Here is an 18,960-nt window from a genome sequence, read left to right on the forward strand (position 1 = left end):
TAGGCGCGGGCGGCGAAAAGGCGTTTCCATCCGTGTGGAGTGCACACGTATGAACTATCACACTGGGGGTACAGCGCTGGAACGGACCAGAGACGTTATCAGGCGGCTGTTCCGAGAGAGGGGCATGAACATGGGCACACTCGTCGACGACGCCGACGGCACGGCGTGGCAGCCGCTCACCGAACAGTTCTTCGCGGACTACCCGGAGCCGCTGTTCGTCGTCGACGACGACGGACACATCGTCCTCTGGAACGACGCCATCGTGGAGATGACCGGGCTCCCGCGCGAGGAAGCCGTGGGTGTGCCCGCCATCGACGTGTTCGGGACCGAGGGGCAGACCGAAACGCTCGCGGACGCCGTGATGCGTTCGGGCAGCGCGGTGCGCGAGGACACGATTCGCTCCGCGGAGATGGGCGGCCAGCAGTTGCACGCGCAAGCGTCCGCGACGCCGCTGCAGCGATCCGACGGCGACGTCGTCGGCGCGGTCGAAGTGTTGACGCTCGTGACCGACGTGGTCGAGCAGCGCGAGCGCGTCGAGCGCGTCCAAGAGACGCTCTCGGAGGAAGTCGAGGTCGCCGTCGAGGAACTGCGGGAGGCCAGCGAGGACGTCGCGCAGTCCAGCGAGGAAATACACGACCTCGCCGAGGGCCAAGCCGACGACCTCGGCGAAGTCTCCGGGGAAGTGTCGACGTTCAGCGCGACCGTCGAGGAGGTCGCCGCCAGCACCGACGAGGTCCGCCAGCAGAGCAACGAAGCCATGGAGCGCGCCCGCGAGTCGCGGGAGGCCGCCGAGCGCGTGCTCGACGCCATCGACGCGTTCGCCGAGACCGCCGAAACTGTAGAGGGGAACACCGAGCAACTCCGCGACCGCCTCGACGAAATCGACCGCGTTGTCGACGTCATCACCGACATCGCCGACCAGACGAACCTGCTGGCGCTCAACGCGAACATCGAGGCCGCGCGCGCCGGCGAGGACGGCGACGGGTTCGCGGTGGTCGCCGACGAAGTCAAGGAACTCGCCGAGCAGTCCCAGTCCGAGGTCGGCGAAATCGAGGCGCTGGTCGACGACATCAAAGCCGACAGCCGTGAGACCGCCGAAAGCGTCGCCGACGCCACGGACCTCGTCGCGGACGCTCGCGAGGCCGCCGAAGCGCTCGTGGAGAACCAGCGCGAAATCGAGACGCTCGTCCGGGAGACCGCCGAAGGGATGGACGAAATCGCGAACGCGACCGACGACCAAGCCGCCAGCGCGGAGGAAATCGCGACCGTCGTCGACGACGTCGCCGAGGAGACCGCGAGCCTCGCGGCCGCCCACGAGCAACAGACCGCGATGCTCGCGGACATCGAAGCGGCCATCGAGGACGCCGAGCGCGAACTCGACGAGGAGTAAGCGCTACTCGCCGGCCCCGTCCGCCCGCATCGCATCGAGGTGTTCGGTCGCGCCCTCCCGGATGACGTCCTCGGGGCCGCGCACACACTCCTCGCGCATATCCGGGTACTGGCCGTCCAGCAGTTCCTCGACGCGCCCCGCCAGGTTCGTGATGGCTTCGACTGGCTCGCCTTCGAGGTCGTCAGCGAGGAGACTCGCGACCGCGCTGGAGACCGCACACGACTCGCTCACGAACCCGATTTCCGCGATAGTGCCGTCGTCGGCCACGTCGACGTGGAACTCGCCGTCGTCGCCGCAGCTAGTCTCCGCGGAGTGCTTGCTGAACGTCGGGTCGTCGAGGCCGCCCGCGTTCGGCTGGCGCTGGAAGTGGTCGCGGACGCGGTCGTGGTAGCGCGCCGACGCGAGCAGTTCGTCGCGGCGTGCGGGCGCGTCCTCGATGGCGTCCAGCAGAGCGTCGACGTCGTCGCGGGTGTTGTACGCGTAGAACGACGCCCGAACGGACCCCGGGACGTCGAGAATGTCGTGGAGGGGCTGCGTGCAGTGGTCGCCCGCGCGCACCGCGATGCCCGCGTCGTCCAGCAGTTCGGAGAGGTCGTGGCCGTGGACGCCGTCGACGTTGAACGCCACGAGGCCGGTGCGTTCGACGCCCGGCGGGGGGCCGTACGTCTCCACGTGCTCGCGGTCGGCGAGTTCCCCGAGGAGGTACTGCGCGAGGTCGTTCTCGTGGTCGCGGACCGCATCCATCCCGAGGTCGTCGAGGTAGTCGGCGGCCTCCGCGAGCGCGATGCCCTCCGCGATGGGCGGCGTACCGGCTTCGAACTTCCACGGGAGGTCGTTCCACGTCGCCTCGTCGAAGGTGACGTGGCGAATCATCTCGCCGCCGTAGAGGAACGGCTCCATGTCCGCGAGGAGGTCGCGGCGGCCGTACAGGCAGCCAATACCGGTCGGCCCAGCCATCTTGTGCCCGGAGAACGCGAGGAAGTCAGCACCCAACTCGTCGACGTCGACGGGCCGCGTGGGCACGGACTGAGCGCCGTCGACGACCACGACGCCGCCGGCGTCGTGTGTCAACTCAGCGATTTCTCGGACAGGGTTGACGGTGCCGAGAACGTTCGAGACGTGCGCGACGGAGACGATTTCGACGTCATCGTCGACGACCGCTTTCGCGTGCTCCATGTCGAGACGGCCGCCGTCGTCGACCTCGACGTACCGGAGGTCGGCGCCCGTGCGCTCCGCGAGCTGCTGCCACGTCACCAGCGACGCGTGGTGCTCCATCTCCGTCGTGACGATGGCGTCCCCTGGGCCGAGCCGGTGAGCGAGCCCGTACGCGACGAGGTTCACGGCCTCAGTGGCGTTCTTCGTGAACACCATCTCTTCGCGGCCGTCCGCGCCCACGAACTCCGCGAGGCGGTCGTGGGCGTTCTCGTACGCGACCGACGCCTCGTGGCTGAGCGTGTGGATGCCGCGGTGGACGTTCGCGTTGTACTCGTCGTAGTACGCTTTCGCGGCGGCCGACACGCACTCGGGTGTCTGCGTCGTCGCCGCGTTGTCGAGGTACACCAGCGACTCTCCCCCGACATCTCTGTCGAGCACCGGGAAGTCCTCCCGTACCGCCTCGACGTCGAATCCCATGTCGAAGTACAAGCGTATTTCGCCGATAAATCTGTGGGGTGAGCTACACGAGTGCGCCGACTGCCGCGAGCAGCAGGCCGACGACCTCGACGAACACGACGACCGGACAGCAGTCGCGCTCGCTGGTCTCGCGTTGCCCCGTGCTGCCGTCGATGCCGGGATTGCGCTCGCGTAGACGACGACTACTGACTCGCTCGGCGTGCAATCGCCCCCTCGGTTCTGACGCCGCACTGAATGAACCCTGCGCGAGCAATCGACATTTAACATGGCAGCGTCCCAAGGTGAAGTATGGACGGGGCCACGTTCGAGGCTATCCACAAGTACGGGGTCGTGCTGTCCGTGGTCGCCACCGCGCTCGCCGTCCTCGCATCCGTCGTGGGCGGGCCGATTGGCTCCGTCGCCCTCCTGTTCTTGGGGTGGGCGGGCCCGCTCGGCCTGTTCTACTTCGGGGGCGCATACCTCACCCACACCACCGCCTACGCGTCGGCATATCACGTCCTGGGCGAAGAACTCATGCGCGGTGTCGCGTGGTACTCTCTGAGCCTCATCGCGTGGTCGGTCGTCGCCAACCAAACCACCGGCTTTGCGACCTCACCGGGTGCCGTATTCGGGTTGCCCGCAGTGACAGCCCTCGGTATCACCCTCCTGATGGCCGCTACCAGATACGTGACAGGGAGCGACCTGAGAGTCGAGAGCGAGGGCGGGCAACTACTCGTGGTGATTTCCGGCGGAATCGCCTTCGGGTTCCTCGCGCTCTTCCTCGTGCTAACTGGCCAAGCGGACTGGTGGCTTTTCGCGCTGTCCCTGCTCAGTCTTCCGGGTGGACTCGCGCTCCGCTGGGTTCTGAAGCAGCGCTATCCGGGAGTCCTCGGGGCAAATTAGTCACGCCGAGTCACCCACCGCTAACCAGTAGTAGCCGAAGGAGGGAACGGCAGAGCACAGTTCACACACTCACACTGCACTCCGTCGCACTCGAATCGACTGCACGGACGAGAACAGCGTTGCTCCGTGGAATTTCGAGATGTGCGCCCACGACACTACCGGCCGACAATCTACCAGTAGGCTCGGTGGAGGTGAAACTATCCGGTGAGCGACGAGTGACTGCCGAAAAGATATAAACGAGAACGCGACTAACAGATTCGTATGACCATTACCCGCGACGAGGGCGTCCTCGGGGGCGAACCCCGAATAGAGGGGACGAGAGTCGGCGTCCGACACGTCGCGGCAGGAGTTCTCGACGGCGACCGATCGCCACCACACGTCGCGGACCAACTCGACGTCTCTCTCTCCGAGGTCTACGAGGCACTCGCGTACTACTACGCGCACGTCGAGGAGATGCGTGAATTCGAGCGCGAAAACGAGGCCGCCTTCGATCGGATTCACGAGTCCTCGCTGAAGCCGAAGGAAACGATTCAGTGACGGGAACGCGGATTCTCCTAGACGAGCACGTCGGACGAGTGTTCGAGCGCGTGCTCAGTGAACGGGGTTACGACGTCGAGCAAGCGAAGGACGTGTTCGGCGAACTCACCGAGGACGCGGAGTTACTGGCGTGGTGTGGCGAGCACGGCGTCGCGCTGATGACGAACAACGCACGAGACTTCGAGGAGCTTCACCGGGAGACCGACCACGCCGGGCTCCTGCTCTACTACGATCAGAACCGCCCCGACGAGGATCCGGAAGGCCTTGCACGAGTCGTGGACGAAGTGTTCAACCAGTACAGAACGTCAGGCATCGAGAACGAAATTATCGATCTCGACGAGTGGTACGACTGGCTCCACGAGTGATCAGCGGCCAACAGTTCGATACCGGATTCTACATCGCTACCGCTTCTCGGTCTCGAAATGTACGCCCGCGACACTACCGGGCGACAATCTACTAGTAGGCTCGGTGAAAGTAAAGTCCGGCATGAGTGGCAGTGAAATAGCCAGCAAGTCAATCTGCGTATCGAGTACTTCCGACCGGCAAAATTAGATGGTCCACGACACAGTTGGCAGTTATATGAGTCTCCGTGGCCGATTGCGAGAGTGCCTTCTGCTCACAGTCGCAGTGCTCCTCTCCATCGGGGGAATTAGCCTACTGTTCATCGGAGCTTACTTCACCGGATTCGGATGGCAGGGTTTGAGTTCGATAGTCGTCGGTATCGGTCTTCTTACCGTCGGGCTGTTGATTCTGCTGCGACAAGACTCAGAGGTTTCCGCCCGCCTCGTCGGTTTTATCAAAGAGGTATTCATGAGCACTTGACTCCTCAGAGTAACCGTACAGATCCGGTACCAGCACTCGCTATACTTAGCGATGCGTGAGTACATTTAGATCCTATTCCGGCGACTTCTCGACACCTGAGCGGTCGAAGAGCCGTCTCTCCGGGGAATTTCGAGGTGTGCGTCCGAGACACTACCGGGCGACAATCTACTAATGAATACGTACTGAAGTACGGCAGTACATTCATTACGTCAGCACTTCAATCTCACAGTATGCCCGTGAGCATCGACGAGTTCGAATCGGGGGAATTGCCGGAGGGGCCGAGCGTGCCCGAGCAGGTGATTACGTACCTACACATGCACCGGGACGCGGCGTTCACCCGGTCGGAGATAGCTACTGCCATCGGCGAGGACCCGAACACGGTTGGCACCGCTCTCACGCGATTGAAAGAGCGTGACCTCGTCCGCCATCGAGGGCAGTACTGGGCGATCACGGAAGACGAACACCGGGTCGCCGCCGCCTACGACCTCCACGACGTGAGCGAACGACTCGACGAAGCCGACGGCGGAATCGACTCGGGGGACTGGGACGCCGTCGCCCCCGACCAACTGCATCCGAGCGAGCAGGATTCAAGTGAGGGCGAGTAATCGATGGAGCCGGAACGCGGCGATGTCGTCAGGAGTACCGACCCGTTCAAACTCGGCACTGATCGCCAGCGACCGTGGCTCGTCGTGAACAACAGCTCCCACCCGTTCGCCGACGAGCAACACGTCGCGGTCGCTATCTCGACGAAGGAATACGACGACTCGCTTCGTCTCGGGGAGGACGTCTGGGAAACGGGCGGTGTTCCATGAGAGTCGTTCCTCTCGCCGTGGGCGATCCACTCGCCCGGAGCGAAGACCTCGTCGCGTGGCAGGGCCGAGTTACTGACGAATTCGTGGATCGCGTCGTAGACTCACTGGAGACGTATCTGCGGTAGTTCGAAAGTGTACGCCCGCGACACTACCGGCCGACAATCTACTAGTAGGGACAGTGAAGGAGGAGCAGGCCGCTCAACACACGGAAGTTCCCGCCCGGAAGAGATGCAACGACTACTCGTCGGCCTCGGAGAGCACTTGTGCGTACAGGTCGTCGGAGATCCAGAACCCGGCTTCGCGGAGGGGTTCGTGGAAGATTTCGACGAACAGGTCCGAACGCTCCACCTCGACTAAGCGCAGAAATTCGTCGTCACGCAACTCCCGAAGTCCCTCTAATCCATCCCCCCGTCGGTGAGTTCACTCCATACCTGGCGCGGAATCGTGGTTTCGGAGAACTGTGACTGGAGGAGGTCGAGCCGTTCGATGAGCGCGAGATTCAGCAGTGGGGACGTATCCGAGACCACGAGCTTACTATTCGGCATACTCGAGGTCTTCTGCTAACTCCCGCTCACCGTAGTGCCGGGAAATATCGCGGTCGCCGAGGAGAGTCTGAAATTCCCGCTTCGAGAGGCCCGCCAGTGCACGCGCCTTCCCGAACGAGAGAACGTCACGAGCGTACAACGAGACCGCCAACTCCCGCTTCATCGCAGGCGAGCGCTCCCCTTCGGGGAGCTGTAACGCCTCGTAGACGTCGTCGTCGATCTCGATCGTCGCCATACCCGGAGGTAGGCGTACGGGATTCTTGAGTGTTTGGCTGCACACGGAAACGAACACAGCAAGCGCTGAGAAGGTCGATGTACGCCCGCGACACTACCGGGCGACAACCTACTAGTAGTCTTGGTGAAACTAACACGGTACAGCGTCCGGCGACCGAGTGGTCCGAAGGACCCCGGAAGGTCGCCGGTTCACTGCGCGAGCGAACGAAGTGAGCAAGCGCAGGCCGACGAGCGACTAAGCGCCGAAGGCGCGCTGGAGCGAGGAGTGCTTTTGGCCGAGCTTTTACCGAGCGCTGGCTCCGCCAGCGCGCAGCGTAAAAGGTCGAAATGTACGCCCGCGACACTAACGACCGACCTCATCCGTGGGCAGTGTGCCCCGTTGGCCGGGAAACCCTCGTGGCGGGCGGGTGGCTTCGTCAGAAGCCACCAATTGCCGAAGCGGCGTCAGCCGCTGCGGCGGGAGTGCTCGACGAGCACTCCGAGTACCGAGCCGGCGAAACCGACTCGCTGCGTGGTGTGTGACGCCACCAGCCGGGCAGCGTGTGGCTGCCGCACGTGTTGCACGCCGGGGTTCTCCGAGCGGTCATCGCGTCCGAATGGACGAACTCGGCCGGGGACAAACGGCGCGCGTAGCGTCGTAGGCGGCCGCGTAGAAAGAGGGTTACGCCTCTGCCGTCTCGGTGAGCGCGTACACCTGTTCTTTGGTCTCGCAGAGGCCGCAGACGCACTCCGCGAGGCCGGCGTCCTCCAGTTCCGCGAGCGCGTCGGCGGCGTCGGCTTCCGAGAGGCGCCCCTCTTCGGCCACTTCGGCCGGGGAGAGCGGACCGCAGTTGTCGAGCACGACGCGCGCGAGTTTCGCCGCGCACGACAGCGCCTCGGACTCACTCATCACTTCGGCGTAGTTGACACGAGTCAAAAACCCTTCGTAAAGCGGCGAGTAGGACGCCTGTCGCACAACGCTTACTGTCGTCGGCGCCGACCAGCGAGGCGATGACAGACATCACAGTTCTGCGGACCGGCGCCCACGGCACGCCGATGTCGGAGTACGCGGACGCGCTCCGCGAGCGACTGCCCGAGTACGACGTGGCGCTCGCGCGGACGCCCGCCGACGAGCGCGAACTCGTGGCGGACGCGCGCGTCGTGACGGGCGTCGACGTCGACGAGGAACTGCTCTCGCACGCCGACGAACTGGAGCTGTTTGCGGGTGCGTACGCCGGCTACGAGCACCTGCCGCTGGACGTGTTCCGTGAGCGCGGCGTGGCGGTGACGAACGCCGCGGGCGTCCACGCGCCCAGTGCGGGCGAGCAAGTGCTGGGCTACCTGTTGACGTTCGCGCGCCGCCTCCACGAGGGGTGGCGGCGCCAGCAGAACCGCGAGTTCCGTCACTTCCGAGCGCACGAACTGAAGGGTTCGACGGTGACCGTCGTCGGCCTCGGCGCTATCGGGCAGGGCGTCGTCCAGCGTCTCCAAGGGTTCGACGTGGACACCATCGGCGTGCGATACACGCCCGAGAAGGGCGGGCCGACCGACGAAGTCGTCGGGTTCGACGACGACGCGCTCCACGACGCGTTCGCTCGCACGGACTACCTCGTGCTGGCGTGCCCGCTCACGGACACCACACAACATCTCGTCGACGAGGCCGCGTTCGACACGCTGCCGCCGGAGAGCGTGCTCGTGAACGTCGCTCGCGGCGGCGTCGTCGACACGGACGCACTGATCTCAGCACTGCGCAGGGAACACATTCGGGGCGCTGCGCTCGACGTCACCGACCCCGAGCCGCTGCCGGAGGACCACGCGCTGTGGAACTTCGAGAACGTCGTCGTGACGCCGCACATGGCTGGGCAGACGCCCGAATACTGGAACCGGCTCGCGGACATCCTCGCGGCGAACGTCCCGCGCCTCGACACTAACGAGGAACTGCAGAACCGCGTCGCTTAGCCCTCGACGTAGCCGAGCCACGCGAACAACACGCCGAACAGGCCCGCGAAGAGGGCGAGCAGCACGCCGATGCTGGCGGTGTCGCCGGACTCGGTGGTCGCGAAGTACGCGAACGCCGCGGCGAGCGCGACCGACCCGACCGCGAACGCGTACAGCGTCCGCGCTATCGTCGGATTCCGGTCGTGAGTCGGTGGCTCGGCGTCACTGGACTCGATGGCCTCCCGAATGCGGGCGGCGTCCGCCGAGGGAACGCCGAATAGTCGGGGCGCGCTCACACCAGGACTGTTGGGGTAGTGCACGCGGAGGACCGAAACCGAACCGAGGTCGTACCGGCTCACGGAGTCGACGGCGGTGAGTACGGTTTCGTTGTTGTTGGCGCGGAGGACGCCCTCTGCGGTATCGACATATCCCTCGCTACGGAGCGCCGCACCGATGGGGAGTGTCCCGAGGACAGCGACGGCGACGACGCCGAACAGACACTCCGACGGCGCGTCGAGCGCCACCAGCGCACCGAGTACGGCCGCCCACGCGACGCTCGCGGCGGCCAGTTCGCGCGCGGAGAAGTACTCTCGGAGTCCGTCGTTCCCGCTGCGCGCGAGCGCGGCGTGGGTCGCCATCCGTCGCGCACCGAGCAGGCCGAACGCCAGCAGGAGCGCGAGCACCCCGAAGTTCCCGGAAAGCAGGCTGCCGGCGAACACGAACAGCGAGAACGCGCCGAAGAAGACGAAGAGACCCGCGATGGCGCCGAACGGGACCAGCGCGAGCGTTCGCAGCAGCCGGCTCGTTTCGACGGTGTACGTCCACTCGACGCGGGTCACGACAGTCGGTTCGCGGAACCGACAGTTAAAACGAGCGGGGGCGTCTCAGACCCAGCCCTCACTGGCGAGCAGTTCGCCGTTGAGGAGGCTGGCGCCGGCCGCACCGCGGATGGTGTTGTGCGCGAGGCAGTTGTACTGGAGGCCCGAGTCCGTCTCTTGGATGCCGCCCGCGGCGACCGCCATTCCGTCGCCGAGCATGCGGTCGAGGCGCGGCTGCGGGCGGTCGGGCTCCTCGAAGACGTGGACGAGCTGGTCGGGCGCGCTCGGGAGGTCCAGCGTCGGCGCGTCCCGGAACGCCTCCGCAACTTCCTCGGGGGTGGGCTCGTCGGCCGTCTCCACGAAGACGTTCTCGAGGTGGCCGTCGAGCGTCGGAATGCGGTTGCAGGAAGCGGAGACGCTGGCGTCGTGCCACGAGACCTCGGAGTCGGCGAACTCGCCGAGGAGTTTGCGGGACTCGGTCTCCATCTTCGCTTCCTCGCCGCCGATGTGCGGGACGGCGTTGTCGATAATCTCCATCGACGTCACGCCCGAATAGCCCGCGCCAGAGACGGCCTGCAGCGTCGAGACGTGGACGCGTTCGAGGCCGAACTGGCGGAGCGCGGCGAGCGTCGGGACCATCGTAATCGTCGAGCAGTTCGGATTCTTCACGAGCGCGCCGTCCCACCCGCGCTCGTCGCGCTGCACGTCGATGAGGTCGAGGTGGTCGGCGTTCACTTCCGGAATCACGAGCGGCACGTCGTCGGCGGCGCGCGCGTTGCTCGAATTCGAGGAGACGACGAACCCGGCCTCGCAGAGCGCGGGTTCGACGCGCTCGCCGACGCTGGACGGCAGCGCGGAGAACAGCAGGTCGGTGTCGTCGGGAATCTCGTCCGGGTCGGTGTCGCGGACCTCGACGTCCGCCACGTCCTCGGGAATCGGCGTGTCGAGGCGCCACTTCGCCGCCTCGCGGTATCGCTTCCCCGCGCTCTCCGGGCTCGCGGTAAGTACTGAGAGTTCGAACTCCGGGTGGCCGTCCAGCAGTTGGATGAATCGCTGGCCGACCGCACCAGTCGCACCGAGTACGCCGACAGATGTCATACCACCCTCTCAGAACCGGGTAGTGAAACCCCTTCGGGTGGTGGAAAATTAAGCACGTTCCCCGGCGGCGGCCGCCGGACGACTACTCGCGCTTGTGCGTGATGTAGCCCGCGATGCGGTTGCGGACCGGCTTCGACTCGACGTTCGTGAGCTCCGTGACGGCTTCCTTGTTGTGATCGAAGTCTTCGCGGCTGAACGCGTCGGGGTATCGCTCCATGAGAATGTTCCCCGTCTTCTTGACGTAGTCGGGCTTGATGGCCATACGGTCTGGTTCATTCGCCGTGCGTTAAAAGGATTCGTTTCACGAGCACGACTCGACTTCTGGAGGTGTGTCCTGAGTGAGGGACGTTACCGTCTTCGACACCTCGAAAGCCCCCGTGCTGCCGACTCCCGGGACTCGCTGTGCTCCTCAGTCGCGACGCTCCCTGCGGTGCTTGCGTCGTCCGGGTTCGTCGGCAGCACGGCCCCTTTCAATCCGCCCGCTGCCGGCTGCCCAACCGGCTACGGGCGGACTGAAAGGGGCGGGCCGCTCGCGCCTGCGTGGTCGTTTCGCCGGCCGCTATCTGCGAGCGGAGCGAGCAGATATGCCGGCGAGCGACCGCGAGCGGCCCGGGGCTTTCGAGGCGTCAGAAACGAACCAGTACGTGCAGTCGCGCTACTCCGAATCGCGCTCGAACGCGCCGGCGACGAGCAGCGGGAAGACGAGCGTGGCTTCGGCCTCGATTTGGGTGTAGTTGGTCTCGGACTCGTCTTTGATTTTCCCCCACGAGACGGCTTCTTCGGGCGGCGCGCCGGAGAGCGAGCCGTCGCCTTCCATGCCCGTGGAGATGTAGACGGCGTACTCGGCGCCGCCGCGGAAGAGGTTCGTCATGATGGCGTGGTGCTTGGGGACGCCGTCGCCGACCGCGATGAGGCCCGTGGTGTCCGCGAGCAGGCCCTCCTCGATGAGCGTGTCGTAGTCGTCGACGATTTCGATGCCGACCTCGGAGTCGTAGCCCTGCCGGTAGTAGTAGAGGAAGTTCCCGATTTCGGCGTCCGTGAGCGCCGGACAGAACACGGGGACGTCCTGGTCGGCGGCGTTCTTCAGCACGGAGTCCTCGTCGTCTAAGGTCTCGCCGAGTTCCCGCGCGAAGTCGGTCGGGGTGCGGACTTTCTCCTCGGCGAAGAAGTCCTCGAAGAAGTCGTAGAGATACTCCTCCAGCCAGACGTAGCGGTCCGAGGGGACGAAGATGTTGCCGAGGCGGTTGATGCCTTCCTCGCGGAGCGCGGCCTCGTCGGCGTCCCACTCGCCCATCTTGAACGGCTTCGCGGTCTTGATGACGTCCTCGGTCAGGGAGCCGGAGGTGGTGATGATGACGTCGACGTGGCCCTCGCGGACGAGGTGCGCGACGACCTCGCGAAGCCCCGAGGAGACGATGTTCGACGTGAACGTGAGGTAGACGGTGGCGTCGTCGTCGCGCATGTCCTGCACGATGTCGACGCCCTCCGCGAGGTGTGTGGCCTGGAAGCCCGTCGTCGCGTACGCGTCCAGCATCTCGAAGAAGTCGAAGTCGCCGCGGAAGTCGTAGCCGCGGACGTCCTCGGTGTCCAGCTCGCCGTCCGAGCCCGGGAGGACGTTCTCGCGGGTGTCGTCGTCGGTCATGCCACCGGCTAGTGGCCGCGCGAATTTGAACGTCCCGACATGCGACCGTCTACGACAGCCGTGTCCGGCTGATGGAGAATCCTACCACTCGCCGTCGACGCACTCGCGTACTCGCTGGATGGCCTCGCGTTCGCGCTCGCCGCCGCACTTGCGCGCGACGTCCGCGAAGAACCGCAGGCGCTCGCGCAGTGTCTCGGTGTCGTAGGCGGGGACGTCCAGGCGCGACGCCGCGACCGTCGCCTCCACGACCGCGTTGAACCCGCGGTTTATCGTGGCCGGCGACGCCCGCACGACTTCGCTCTCGACGGGACGGAGTTCCCAGTGCTCGCGTCGCGTGCCGTCGTCCTCGTCCGTGCCGACGTGTTCGACCTCCACCTCAACCCACGCGTCCGCCGCGTCGAGCACGCGCTCGCGCTCCTCGCGAATCGAGAGCGCGGCGTCGGCGAACACCACGGGGTCGGAGACGAACTGGACGTAGCCGCCGCCCTCGCGGTGGAAGTTCCGGCGCGTGCGCGTGTTCCCCCACGTCGTCGCCGTCGCCGTTTCTCCGTCCTCGGACGCCCGAATGCCCAGCGCAGCGACGTTCCACAGGTCGTTGGGCCCGCGCGTCGTCACGACCGTCTCCGTCGTCCCGCGCAGCGCGACCGGCCACTCAGCCACGGACGGACACCCCGCGTTCGAGCGCGACGAACACCGCGGCGGCGGTGAGGTCCGCGGTCGTTCCGGGGTTGACGCCGCGCTCCACGAGGTCGTCGGCGAACTCCCGGACTTCCTCGGTGTCGGCGCGCTGCAGGGAGAGCGCACGCTCCTGGACCTCGCGAGCGACGCCCTCGCCGTGCTGCGTGACGACGAGCGTGTCGAGGTCCTCGGCGAGCAGCGTGAGGAACGCGGACGCCGCGCGGTCGGTCAGCGGCCCACGCTCCGCCTCGATGCGGGCGGCCGCGCGGAACACGCGCGGGAACCCCTGCAGCCACTCGCGGGCGTTCGCGTCGTGGTCGGTGCCGAGTGCCATCACGTCTTCGAGCGTGAGGTCGCGCTCGCGGAGCGCGGGAATCGCCGCCGCGCCGCGGCGCGCGTCCAGCGCGTCCACGCCCTCTGGCGGGTCCGGAACCGCGACTTCGGCGTGCTCGAACGCGCGGTAGAACGCCTCGGCGTCCGCGACGGTCGTCGCCTCCACGATATCGGTGACGCCCTCGGGCGAGAGGTCGCCGCGGCTCGCGGCGCGCACGAGCGGCGTCAACAACAGCAGGCAGCCGAACTGCGTGTTCGTCCCGCTGCCGTCGGCCATCCCCGCGACGGCCGTCTCGAAGGCGTCCCCGACGGGGCCGTCGGCGGCGGCTTCGAGGCCGTCCCGTGCGCCGACCGCGCCGGCGAGGAACTGCTCGAAGTGGAGGTCCGCGAGGTCGCGCTCGCGGTCGACGTTCCCGGGCTTCGGCGTCCCCGCGACCTCCACGAGCAGCGCGAGTTCGGCGTGCTCGGGCGGCGTCACAGGAACCACTCCTTGACCGCGGCGTACACCGACTGCACCGCCTCGACATCGCGGCTCGGCCGCCCGACGCTGACCGCGTCCGCACCGTACGAGAGGTACTCGAAGACGTCCTCGCGGCCGCGCACGCCGTTGTTCGCGACGACGAACAGGTCGGTCGCCTCGGCGATGTCGCGGACGACGCGCCGCGAGTCCATCGCGTCCACGTGAATCGCGTCGGCGCCGGCGCGCTCGATGGCTTTCGCGAGCGTCGGCAGGTGCGCGCCCTCGACTTCCGCCCGGACTTTCACGGAGACCGCCGCGCCCGCGTCGCTCGCGGTCTCGACCTGCTCGCAGAGCCGTCCGGTGTCTCCCAGCAGTGACTCGCCGGCGCCCGCGGCGCACATTTCGTCCTGCCGGCAGTGCGCGTTCACTTCGAGCATCGCGTCGTGGTCGGCGCAGACCGCGGCAACCTCCCGTAGCGCGTCGAGTTCGACCGCGCGGACGTTCACGCCGGCACGCAGGAAGGCGTCGTCGAGTTCGCCGAGCTGGTCGTCGACGAACGCAATCGGGTCCGCGGGGAGGAACTCCTCGCGGTCGCGGTCGACCATCGCTCGGGCGGCTTCGCGGGTCGGCTCGTCGACGGCGATACCCCCGAGGAAAGCCGCGCCGGCGGGCCGAGCGCAGGCTTCCGCCCACTCGGCGTCGGACTCGCCGCTGAGGCTCGCGAGCGCGACGCGCGGCGCGAACATCAGGCCACCTCCCCGCCAGCGCGCTCGATTGCCTGCTGGCAGGCGCGGGCGACGCGCTCGGCGTCCGCGTCGTCGTTCATCTCGGTGTCCGTGCAAACGACCGGTCGGTCGAGACTGGTGCCGTCGGCGTCGTCGAGCACGAACGCGTCCGCGAACGGGTAGGCGTCCGCCACACCCGCCGTCGACGGCTCGTAGCCGACTGCATCCATCAGTTTCGCCGCGGGTCCCGAGAACACTTCGTCCTCGACGAACGGGGAGACGGCGACCACGGTCGACTCGCGGAGCGCCTCGCGGACGCCGTCGAGCGCGAGCACCGGGCCGATGCTCGTGACTGGGTTCGAGGGTCCGATAATTACGGGCCCGTCGCGGAGCGCGTCGAGCGCGGCGTCCCCCGGGGCGGCTCGGTCGGCGCCCCGGAACTCCACGTCCTCGACGGTCGGTTCGCCGTTCTCCGCGACCCAGAACGCCTGAAAGTGCAGTTCGCCGTCGGGCGTGTGGACGATTGTCGCGACGGGGTCGTCGCTCATCGGGACCACGTCGGCCGCGAGGCCGAACGCGTCCGCGAGCGTTCGCGTGACCTCCGTGAGTGAGTTGCCTTCGTCGAGGAGGCTGGTGCGGAGGACGTGGACCGCTCGGTCGCGGTCCCCGATGAACATGAACTCGCTGGCCGCCGAGAAGCGCCGCCAGCGCGCGAGGTCGCGGCCCGCCGTCTGTCTGCCGTCAGGGAGGTATCGAGGACCGGGCTCGATGCCGGCGGCCCGCGAGAGGTCGGTGAGGTAGTCGTGGGTCGTCGCGTCGTCGCCCTCGATACCCCACCACGTCTCGCGGTCCAGCACGTCGCCGCCCTCGAAGAGCACGGTGTCGACGTCCGGACAGACGAGCACGCCCCCGAGTTCCACGTCGTCGCCGGTGTTCGCGACGACCGTGAGTTCCGTTGGGTCGAAGACCTCGCGGCCGCCCGCGAGGAGCTTCGGCGTCCCCGTCCCTCCGGCGAGGAACGTCGTCATGGCTCGTCGTCGGGGCGCAGTCCGGTAAACCCTTGCGTCACCGGCGTACGAGCGCAGAAGTAGACCGGAGAGAGTTAGGCGGAGGTGTTCGCGCGCGCCTCGTCGAGCCACGCCGGCTCGGAGACAGTCGTCGAACCGATGTCGACGTACCGCTGGTCGGTGGCGATGCTCGCCTCGCCGTTACTCGTGGACACCGTCAGCGAGTAGCCGAACCGCTTCACGAGGCCGTCGTCGGTGATGTAGAGTTCCGCGGTCAGGCTCGTGAGGTTCTCCGTGTCGAGGCTGCCGAGCCCGGGCGCAGACTGGTTGAGGTCCTCGACGCCGCTGGCTTCGTAGACGTGCGTGTCCGTTCCATCGACAGTCTCGCTCCCCGTGTGGGAGAACGAGAACGCTCCAACGAACGATTCGAGTTGGCTGCCCGCCAACTGCGACGTGTTCGGCGCCTCCCGGGGAATCGTGTACCGGGTCTGATTGTCCGCCGTCGAGACACGCTGGTATGCCGTGCCGTTCCCGAAGCCGAACTGCTCGACAGTCTGCATAGGGGACTCCTGCGTGGCGAAGTACGCGCCCGTCGCGAGGTCGACCGCAGTCGACGACTGAACGGAGACCGACTGGCCGCCCTGCGTCCGGTTGGACGTGGAGACGAGCGTGAACGTGCCTGCGTCGCGAACGACGGACTCGTGGGTCTGTGCGACGGTCTGGGCGTCGAGCGGCGACTCGTAGACGGGGTCGCCGGCGCCGCCGGCTGTCGTCTCGGGGGCGGTCGTCGCGCCGCCGTTCCCGCCGGCGCTACACCCGGCGAAGACGAGTAAGGCCGCGACGGCGACGGCCGCAATCTGTTTTCGCATGCTCTCGAATTCGGCGGACGAGCGGAAAACCCCTCCGAACGCCACCGCCGCGGCACCGCGGTCGACAGCCCGCAGACGGCCGTTCCACGGGTTTTTAGGCGAGAACGCCGAACGCCCGCCCAATGACGACCATCAAGGACAGCGTCCACGACCACATCGAGGTCGGGGGCGTCGCCGCCGACTTGCTGGACACGCCGCCGGTCCAGCGGCTCCGCCGTATCAAGCAGTTGGGGACGGTGGCGCTCGTCTACCCCTCCGCGAACCACACGCGCTTCGAACATTCGCTCGGCGTCTACCACCTCGCCGACCGCGCGCTCGACCACCTCGACATCGCCGGCAAGCGCGCCGACCGCGTGCGCGCCGCCGCCGTCCTCCACGACGTCGGACACAGCCCGTACAGCCACAACGTCGAGGGCGTCGTCGCCCGCCGCACCGGGAAAGAACACGACGATGTCGACGAACTCGTCACAGACGGCCGCGTCGCCGCCGTCCTCGACGACCACGACATCGACCCCGGGGCGGTCGCAGCCCTGATTCGCGGCGACGGCGAACTCGCCCAGCTCGTCGCGGGCGAGTTGGATGTCGACCGCATGGACTACCTCGTGCGCGACGCCCACCACACCGGCGTTCCCTACGGCACCATCGACCACGGCCGCCTCGTCCGCGAGTTGACGTTCATCGACGGCGACCTCGTGCTCGACGAGGGCAACGTCCAGACCGCCGAGTCGCTGCTGGTGGCGCGCGCGCTGATGAACCCGACCGTCTACAGCCACCACGTCGCCCGCATCAGCAAGTCGATGCTGCGCCGCGGCACCGAAGCCCTCCTCGACACCACCGAAATCGACGCCGAACAGCTCCGCCGGATGGACGACCACGAGCTATCGGTGGCGCTCCGCACCCACGACGCGAGCCGCGAGTTCGGCCGCCGCCTCGCCGAGCGCGACCTCTACAAGCGCGCCGTCTGGGCGGAGATGGGCGACGTCGGGGACGACCTCCTCGACGCCGACCACGACGCCGTCCGCGAGTTCGAAGCAGCGGTCGCCGCGGACGCCGACGTCGACCCGGACGCCGTCATCCTCGACGTGCCCGGCAAGCCGTCGATGCGCGAGTCCACGACCGGCGTGCTCGTCGGCGGTGAAGTCCGGCGGCTGGACGAGCAGTCCACGCTCGTGCGCGCGCTCCAGGTCGCCCAGCGCGAGCAGTGGCGCCTCGGCGTCTACGCGCCCGAACCGCACGTCGAGGCCGTCGGGCACGCCGCCGAGCGCGTGCTCGGCCTCGAAACCGACGGCGCGCTCATCAGCGACGTGAACACGCCCGGGCGGTACGCGTCGCTGGCGGAGTTCGAGTAGCGTGGCCGACTGAAAGGAGGCCACGTTAATGCGAGCGCTGAGCGAAGCGATGCGCGAGCAGCGTGCTCGACCCGCCGCGTCGAGTAACCTTCACGGTACCGGAGGTGCACCTCCCGGTATGGAACTCTCCGGTACCGTCCTCTGGGGCGAAGAGTACGAGCCCGTGGAGGGCACGCTCGTCGTGGAGGACGGCGAAGTCGTCCGACTGGACGAGGAGTTGACCGACTCCGAGGACATCGTGTTGCCGGCGTTCGTGAACGCCCACACCCACCTCGGGGACTCCATCGCGAAGGAGGCGGGGCGCGGGCTCACGCTCGAAGAGCTCGTCGCGCCGCCGGACGGCCTGAAACACCGCTTGCTGCGGGAGGCGAGCCGCGAGGAACTCGTCGAGGGGATGCGCCACAGCCTCCAGTTCATGCACCAGACGGGCACCACGCGCACGCTGGAGTTCCGCGAGGGCGGCGTCGAGGGCGTCCACGCGCTCCGCGAGGCCGCCGAAGGAACCGGCGTCGACCCGTTCATCTTCGGCCGGGAGACACCCGACGTTCTCGATGTCGCGGACGGCTTCGGGGCGAGCGGCGCCGCCGACGGCGAGTTCGGGCGCGAGCGCAACGCCGCCCGCGACGCCGACAAGCCGTTCGCCATCCACGCCGGCGAGGTCGACGCGCGGGACATCAACCCCGCCATCGACCTCGACCCAGACCTGCTCGTGCACATGGTCCACGCCGAGTCGCTGCACCTCGACCGCGTGGAGGATGACGAGATTCCGGTCGCGGTGTGTCCGCGGTCGAACCTCGTGACGGATGTCGGCCTGCCGTCGGTCAGCGACCTGCTGGACCGCACGACGGTCGCGCTCGGCACGGACAACGTGATGACGAACAGCCCGTCGATGTTCCGCGAGATGGCGTTCGCGTCGAAGCTCTTCGACGTCGACGCGCCCGACGTGTTGCGGATGGCGACCCGCGCTGGCGCCGAAATCCTCGGGGAGAGCCACGGCGTCGTCGAAGCCGGCCGGGAGGCGCGCCTGCTCGTGCTGGACGGCGACTCGGACAACCTCACCGGCGTCCGCGACCCGGTCCGTGCGGTCGTGCGCCGCGCCGGTGCCAGCGACGTGAAACGCGTCGTCACGCCCGAATCGCTGGCGGAGTAACTGCGTTCGGTCTAGGAGGTTGTGCTTAGTTAAGCGAGAGCCGGCCAGACAACCGCTTCG

24 protein-coding genes are annotated in these 18,960 nt (G+C 67.2%); 10 read left to right on the top strand and 14 right to left on the bottom strand.

Translation table 11 applies throughout. From position 1 onward, the window contains the following. The first annotated feature begins 124 nt into the window (after nt 1-124). Nucleotides 125-1,390 (top strand): methyl-accepting chemotaxis protein, encoded by a 1,266-nt coding sequence (locus AVZ66_RS08945; RefSeq protein ID WP_231727098.1) that lies wholly within the window; start codon nt 125-127, stop codon nt 1,388-1,390. A gap of 3 nt (nt 1,391-1,393) precedes the next feature. Here AVZ66_RS08945 and AVZ66_RS08950 read toward each other — a convergent pair whose 3' ends face one another. Then, the gene (locus tag AVZ66_RS08950) at nt 1,394-3,022 is read right to left on the bottom strand and encodes a SufS family cysteine desulfurase (RefSeq protein WP_058983736.1); all 1,629 of its coding nucleotides are present in this window, start codon (nt 3,020-3,022) and stop codon (nt 1,394-1,396) included. On the opposite strand from AVZ66_RS08950, the gene AVZ66_RS16235 reads away from it, so the two are divergent. From AVZ66_RS16235 to AVZ66_RS16620, 6 genes are all read left to right on the top strand, one after another. Next, a complete protein-coding gene (locus tag AVZ66_RS16235) occupies nt 3,021-3,197 on the top strand; it encodes a hypothetical protein (protein WP_157575641.1) in 177 nt (58 codons plus the stop codon). The genes AVZ66_RS08950 and AVZ66_RS16235 overlap by 2 nt on opposite strands. Nucleotides 3,198-3,310: 113 nt before the next feature. Next, nucleotides 3,311-3,904 (top strand): hypothetical protein, encoded by a 594-nt coding sequence (locus tag AVZ66_RS08955; protein ID WP_058983737.1) that lies wholly within the window; start codon nt 3,311-3,313, stop codon nt 3,902-3,904. Nucleotides 3,905-4,165: 261 nt separating this feature from the next. Continuing rightward, nucleotides 4,166-4,441, top strand: a complete 276-nt coding sequence (locus tag AVZ66_RS08960; RefSeq protein WP_058983738.1) for a DUF433 domain-containing protein — start codon at nt 4,166-4,168, stop codon at nt 4,439-4,441. Continuing rightward, nucleotides 4,438-4,806, top strand: coding sequence for a DUF5615 family PIN-like protein (locus AVZ66_RS08965; RefSeq protein ID WP_058983739.1), 369 nt, complete (start codon nt 4,438-4,440; stop codon nt 4,804-4,806). Before AVZ66_RS08960 ends, AVZ66_RS08965 begins: the two co-directional genes overlap by 4 nt. Before the next feature lie 687 nt (nt 4,807-5,493). Further along, nucleotides 5,494-5,868, top strand: a complete 375-nt coding sequence (locus tag AVZ66_RS08975; RefSeq protein ID WP_058983741.1) for a helix-turn-helix transcriptional regulator — start codon at nt 5,494-5,496, stop codon at nt 5,866-5,868. A 3-nt stretch (nt 5,869-5,871) separates the two neighbouring features. Next, nucleotides 5,872-6,075 (top strand): hypothetical protein, encoded by a 204-nt coding sequence (locus tag AVZ66_RS16620; RefSeq protein WP_197407746.1) that lies wholly within the window; start codon nt 5,872-5,874, stop codon nt 6,073-6,075. Between the two features lie 237 nt (nt 6,076-6,312). Here the strand turns inward: AVZ66_RS16620 and AVZ66_RS16895 are convergent, their stop codons facing one another. The 4 genes from AVZ66_RS16895 to AVZ66_RS08990 form a co-directional block, all read right to left on the bottom strand. Further along, nucleotides 6,313-6,456 (bottom strand): DUF3368 domain-containing protein, encoded by a 144-nt coding sequence (locus tag AVZ66_RS16895; RefSeq protein WP_231727099.1) that lies wholly within the window; start codon nt 6,454-6,456, stop codon nt 6,313-6,315. Nucleotides 6,457-6,470: 14 nt separating this feature from the next. Further along, a complete protein-coding gene (locus AVZ66_RS16900) occupies nt 6,471-6,620 on the bottom strand; it encodes a hypothetical protein (protein WP_231727100.1) in 150 nt (49 codons plus the stop codon). Continuing rightward, nucleotides 6,610-6,855 (bottom strand): UPF0175 family protein, encoded by a 246-nt coding sequence (locus AVZ66_RS08985; protein WP_058983742.1) that lies wholly within the window; start codon nt 6,853-6,855, stop codon nt 6,610-6,612. Before AVZ66_RS08985 ends, AVZ66_RS16900 begins: the two co-directional genes overlap by 11 nt. A gap of 660 nt (nt 6,856-7,515) precedes the next feature. After that, nucleotides 7,516-7,743 carry a hypothetical protein gene (locus AVZ66_RS08990; RefSeq protein ID WP_058983743.1) on the bottom strand — a complete coding sequence of 76 codons (228 nt, stop codon included), beginning with the start codon at nt 7,741-7,743 and terminating at the stop codon, nt 7,516-7,518. 101 nt (nt 7,744-7,844) lie between these two features. Between AVZ66_RS08990 and AVZ66_RS08995 the strand changes: the two genes are divergently transcribed. Next, entirely contained in the window at nt 7,845-8,792 is a 948-nt protein-coding gene (locus AVZ66_RS08995) for a D-2-hydroxyacid dehydrogenase (protein ID WP_058983744.1), read from the top strand. Here the strand turns inward: AVZ66_RS08995 and AVZ66_RS09000 are convergent. The 9 genes from AVZ66_RS09000 to AVZ66_RS09040 all read right to left on the bottom strand — a co-directional run bounded on the left by AVZ66_RS09000 (nt 8,789) and on the right by AVZ66_RS09040 (nt 16,401). Further along, on the bottom strand, nt 8,789-9,610 hold the full coding sequence (locus AVZ66_RS09000) for a hypothetical protein (RefSeq protein WP_058983745.1): 822 nt from the start codon (nt 9,608-9,610) through the stop codon (nt 8,789-8,791). The two genes, AVZ66_RS08995 and AVZ66_RS09000, sit on opposite strands and share 4 nt — an antisense overlap. Nucleotides 9,611-9,655: 45 nt before the next feature. Continuing rightward, on the bottom strand, nt 9,656-10,687 hold the full coding sequence (asd, locus tag AVZ66_RS09005) for an aspartate-semialdehyde dehydrogenase (RefSeq protein ID WP_058983746.1): 1,032 nt from the start codon (nt 10,685-10,687) through the stop codon (nt 9,656-9,658). An 82-nt stretch (nt 10,688-10,769) separates the two neighbouring features. Next, the gene (locus AVZ66_RS09010; RefSeq protein WP_058983747.1) at nt 10,770-10,949 is read right to left on the bottom strand and encodes a 30S ribosomal protein S17e; all 180 of its coding nucleotides are present in this window, start codon (nt 10,947-10,949) and stop codon (nt 10,770-10,772) included. 393 nt (nt 10,950-11,342) lie between these two features. Then, nucleotides 11,343-12,329, bottom strand: coding sequence for a deoxyhypusine synthase (locus AVZ66_RS09015; RefSeq protein ID WP_058983748.1), 987 nt, complete (start codon nt 12,327-12,329; stop codon nt 11,343-11,345). An 81-nt stretch (nt 12,330-12,410) separates the two neighbouring features. Beyond that, nucleotides 12,411-12,989, bottom strand: a complete 579-nt coding sequence (locus AVZ66_RS09020) for a DUF447 domain-containing protein (protein WP_058983749.1) — start codon at nt 12,987-12,989, stop codon at nt 12,411-12,413. Continuing rightward, nucleotides 12,982-13,818, bottom strand: coding sequence for a triphosphoribosyl-dephospho-CoA synthase (locus tag AVZ66_RS09025; RefSeq protein WP_082678819.1), 837 nt, complete (start codon nt 13,816-13,818; stop codon nt 12,982-12,984). Before AVZ66_RS09025 ends, AVZ66_RS09020 begins: the two co-directional genes overlap by 8 nt. Then, nucleotides 13,815-14,546, bottom strand: coding sequence for a tRNA-dihydrouridine synthase (locus tag AVZ66_RS09030; protein WP_058983751.1), 732 nt, complete (start codon nt 14,544-14,546; stop codon nt 13,815-13,817). The genes AVZ66_RS09025 and AVZ66_RS09030 overlap by 4 nt, the downstream gene beginning before the upstream one ends. Further along, nucleotides 14,546-15,553: a 2-phospho-L-lactate transferase gene (cofD, locus tag AVZ66_RS09035; RefSeq protein WP_058983752.1), complete on the bottom strand. Its 1,008-nt coding sequence runs from the start codon at nt 15,551-15,553 to the stop codon at nt 14,546-14,548. The genes AVZ66_RS09030 and cofD overlap by 1 nt, the downstream gene beginning before the upstream one ends. A gap of 74 nt (nt 15,554-15,627) precedes the next feature. After that, nucleotides 15,628-16,401 carry a hypothetical protein gene (locus AVZ66_RS09040; RefSeq protein ID WP_058983753.1) on the bottom strand — a complete coding sequence of 258 codons (774 nt, stop codon included), beginning with the start codon at nt 16,399-16,401 and terminating at the stop codon, nt 15,628-15,630. Between the two features lie 122 nt (nt 16,402-16,523). Here AVZ66_RS09040 and AVZ66_RS09045 point away from each other — a divergent pair, with 122 nt between their 5' ends. Beyond that, nucleotides 16,524-17,750: an HD domain-containing protein gene (locus AVZ66_RS09045; RefSeq protein ID WP_058983754.1), complete on the top strand. Its 1,227-nt coding sequence runs from the start codon at nt 16,524-16,526 to the stop codon at nt 17,748-17,750. Between the two features lie 118 nt (nt 17,751-17,868). Next, a complete protein-coding gene (locus AVZ66_RS09050) occupies nt 17,869-18,900 on the top strand; it encodes an amidohydrolase family protein (protein ID WP_058983755.1) in 1,032 nt (343 codons plus the stop codon). Nucleotides 18,901-18,960: the final 60 nt, after the last annotated feature.

Source organism: Halobacterium sp. CBA1132 (assembly GCF_001485535.1).
Classification (GTDB): Archaea; Halobacteriota; Halobacteria; order Halobacteriales; family Halobacteriaceae; genus Halobacterium.

Coding starts and splice junctions, on each gene's coding strand:
- AVZ66_RS08945 (WP_231727098.1), top strand. CDS start 125: ATGAACATGGGCACACTCGTCGACGACGCCGACGGCACGGCGTGGCAG.
- AVZ66_RS16235 (WP_157575641.1), top strand. CDS start 3,021: ATGTCGAAGTACAAGCGTATTTCGCCGATAAATCTGTGGGGTGAGCTA.
- AVZ66_RS08950 (WP_058983736.1), bottom strand. CDS start 3,022: ATGGGATTCGACGTCGAGGCGGTACGGGAGGACTTCCCGGTGCTCGAC.
- AVZ66_RS08955 (WP_058983737.1), top strand. CDS start 3,311: ATGGACGGGGCCACGTTCGAGGCTATCCACAAGTACGGGGTCGTGCTG.
- AVZ66_RS08960 (WP_058983738.1), top strand. CDS start 4,166: ATGACCATTACCCGCGACGAGGGCGTCCTCGGGGGCGAACCCCGAATA.
- AVZ66_RS08975 (WP_058983741.1), top strand. CDS start 5,494: ATGCCCGTGAGCATCGACGAGTTCGAATCGGGGGAATTGCCGGAGGGG.
- AVZ66_RS16620 (WP_197407746.1), top strand. CDS start 5,872: ATGGAGCCGGAACGCGGCGATGTCGTCAGGAGTACCGACCCGTTCAAA.
- AVZ66_RS16900 (WP_231727100.1), bottom strand. CDS start 6,620: ATGCCGAATAGTAAGCTCGTGGTCTCGGATACGTCCCCACTGCTGAAT.
- AVZ66_RS08985 (WP_058983742.1), bottom strand. CDS start 6,855: ATGGCGACGATCGAGATCGACGACGACGTCTACGAGGCGTTACAGCTC.
- AVZ66_RS08990 (WP_058983743.1), bottom strand. CDS start 7,743: ATGAGTGAGTCCGAGGCGCTGTCGTGCGCGGCGAAACTCGCGCGCGTC.
- AVZ66_RS08995 (WP_058983744.1), top strand. CDS start 7,845: ATGACAGACATCACAGTTCTGCGGACCGGCGCCCACGGCACGCCGATG.
- asd (WP_058983746.1), bottom strand. CDS start 10,687: ATGACATCTGTCGGCGTACTCGGTGCGACTGGTGCGGTCGGCCAGCGA.
- AVZ66_RS09010 (WP_058983747.1), bottom strand. CDS start 10,949: ATGGCCATCAAGCCCGACTACGTCAAGAAGACGGGGAACATTCTCATG.
- AVZ66_RS09015 (WP_058983748.1), bottom strand. CDS start 12,329: ATGACCGACGACGACACCCGCGAGAACGTCCTCCCGGGCTCGGACGGC.
- AVZ66_RS09030 (WP_058983751.1), bottom strand. CDS start 14,546: ATGTTCGCGCCGCGCGTCGCGCTCGCGAGCCTCAGCGGCGAGTCCGAC.
- cofD (WP_058983752.1), bottom strand. CDS start 15,553: ATGACGACGTTCCTCGCCGGAGGGACGGGGACGCCGAAGCTCCTCGCG.
- AVZ66_RS09040 (WP_058983753.1), bottom strand. CDS start 16,401: ATGCGAAAACAGATTGCGGCCGTCGCCGTCGCGGCCTTACTCGTCTTC.
- AVZ66_RS09045 (WP_058983754.1), top strand. CDS start 16,524: ATGACGACCATCAAGGACAGCGTCCACGACCACATCGAGGTCGGGGGC.
- AVZ66_RS09050 (WP_058983755.1), top strand. CDS start 17,869: ATGGAACTCTCCGGTACCGTCCTCTGGGGCGAAGAGTACGAGCCCGTG.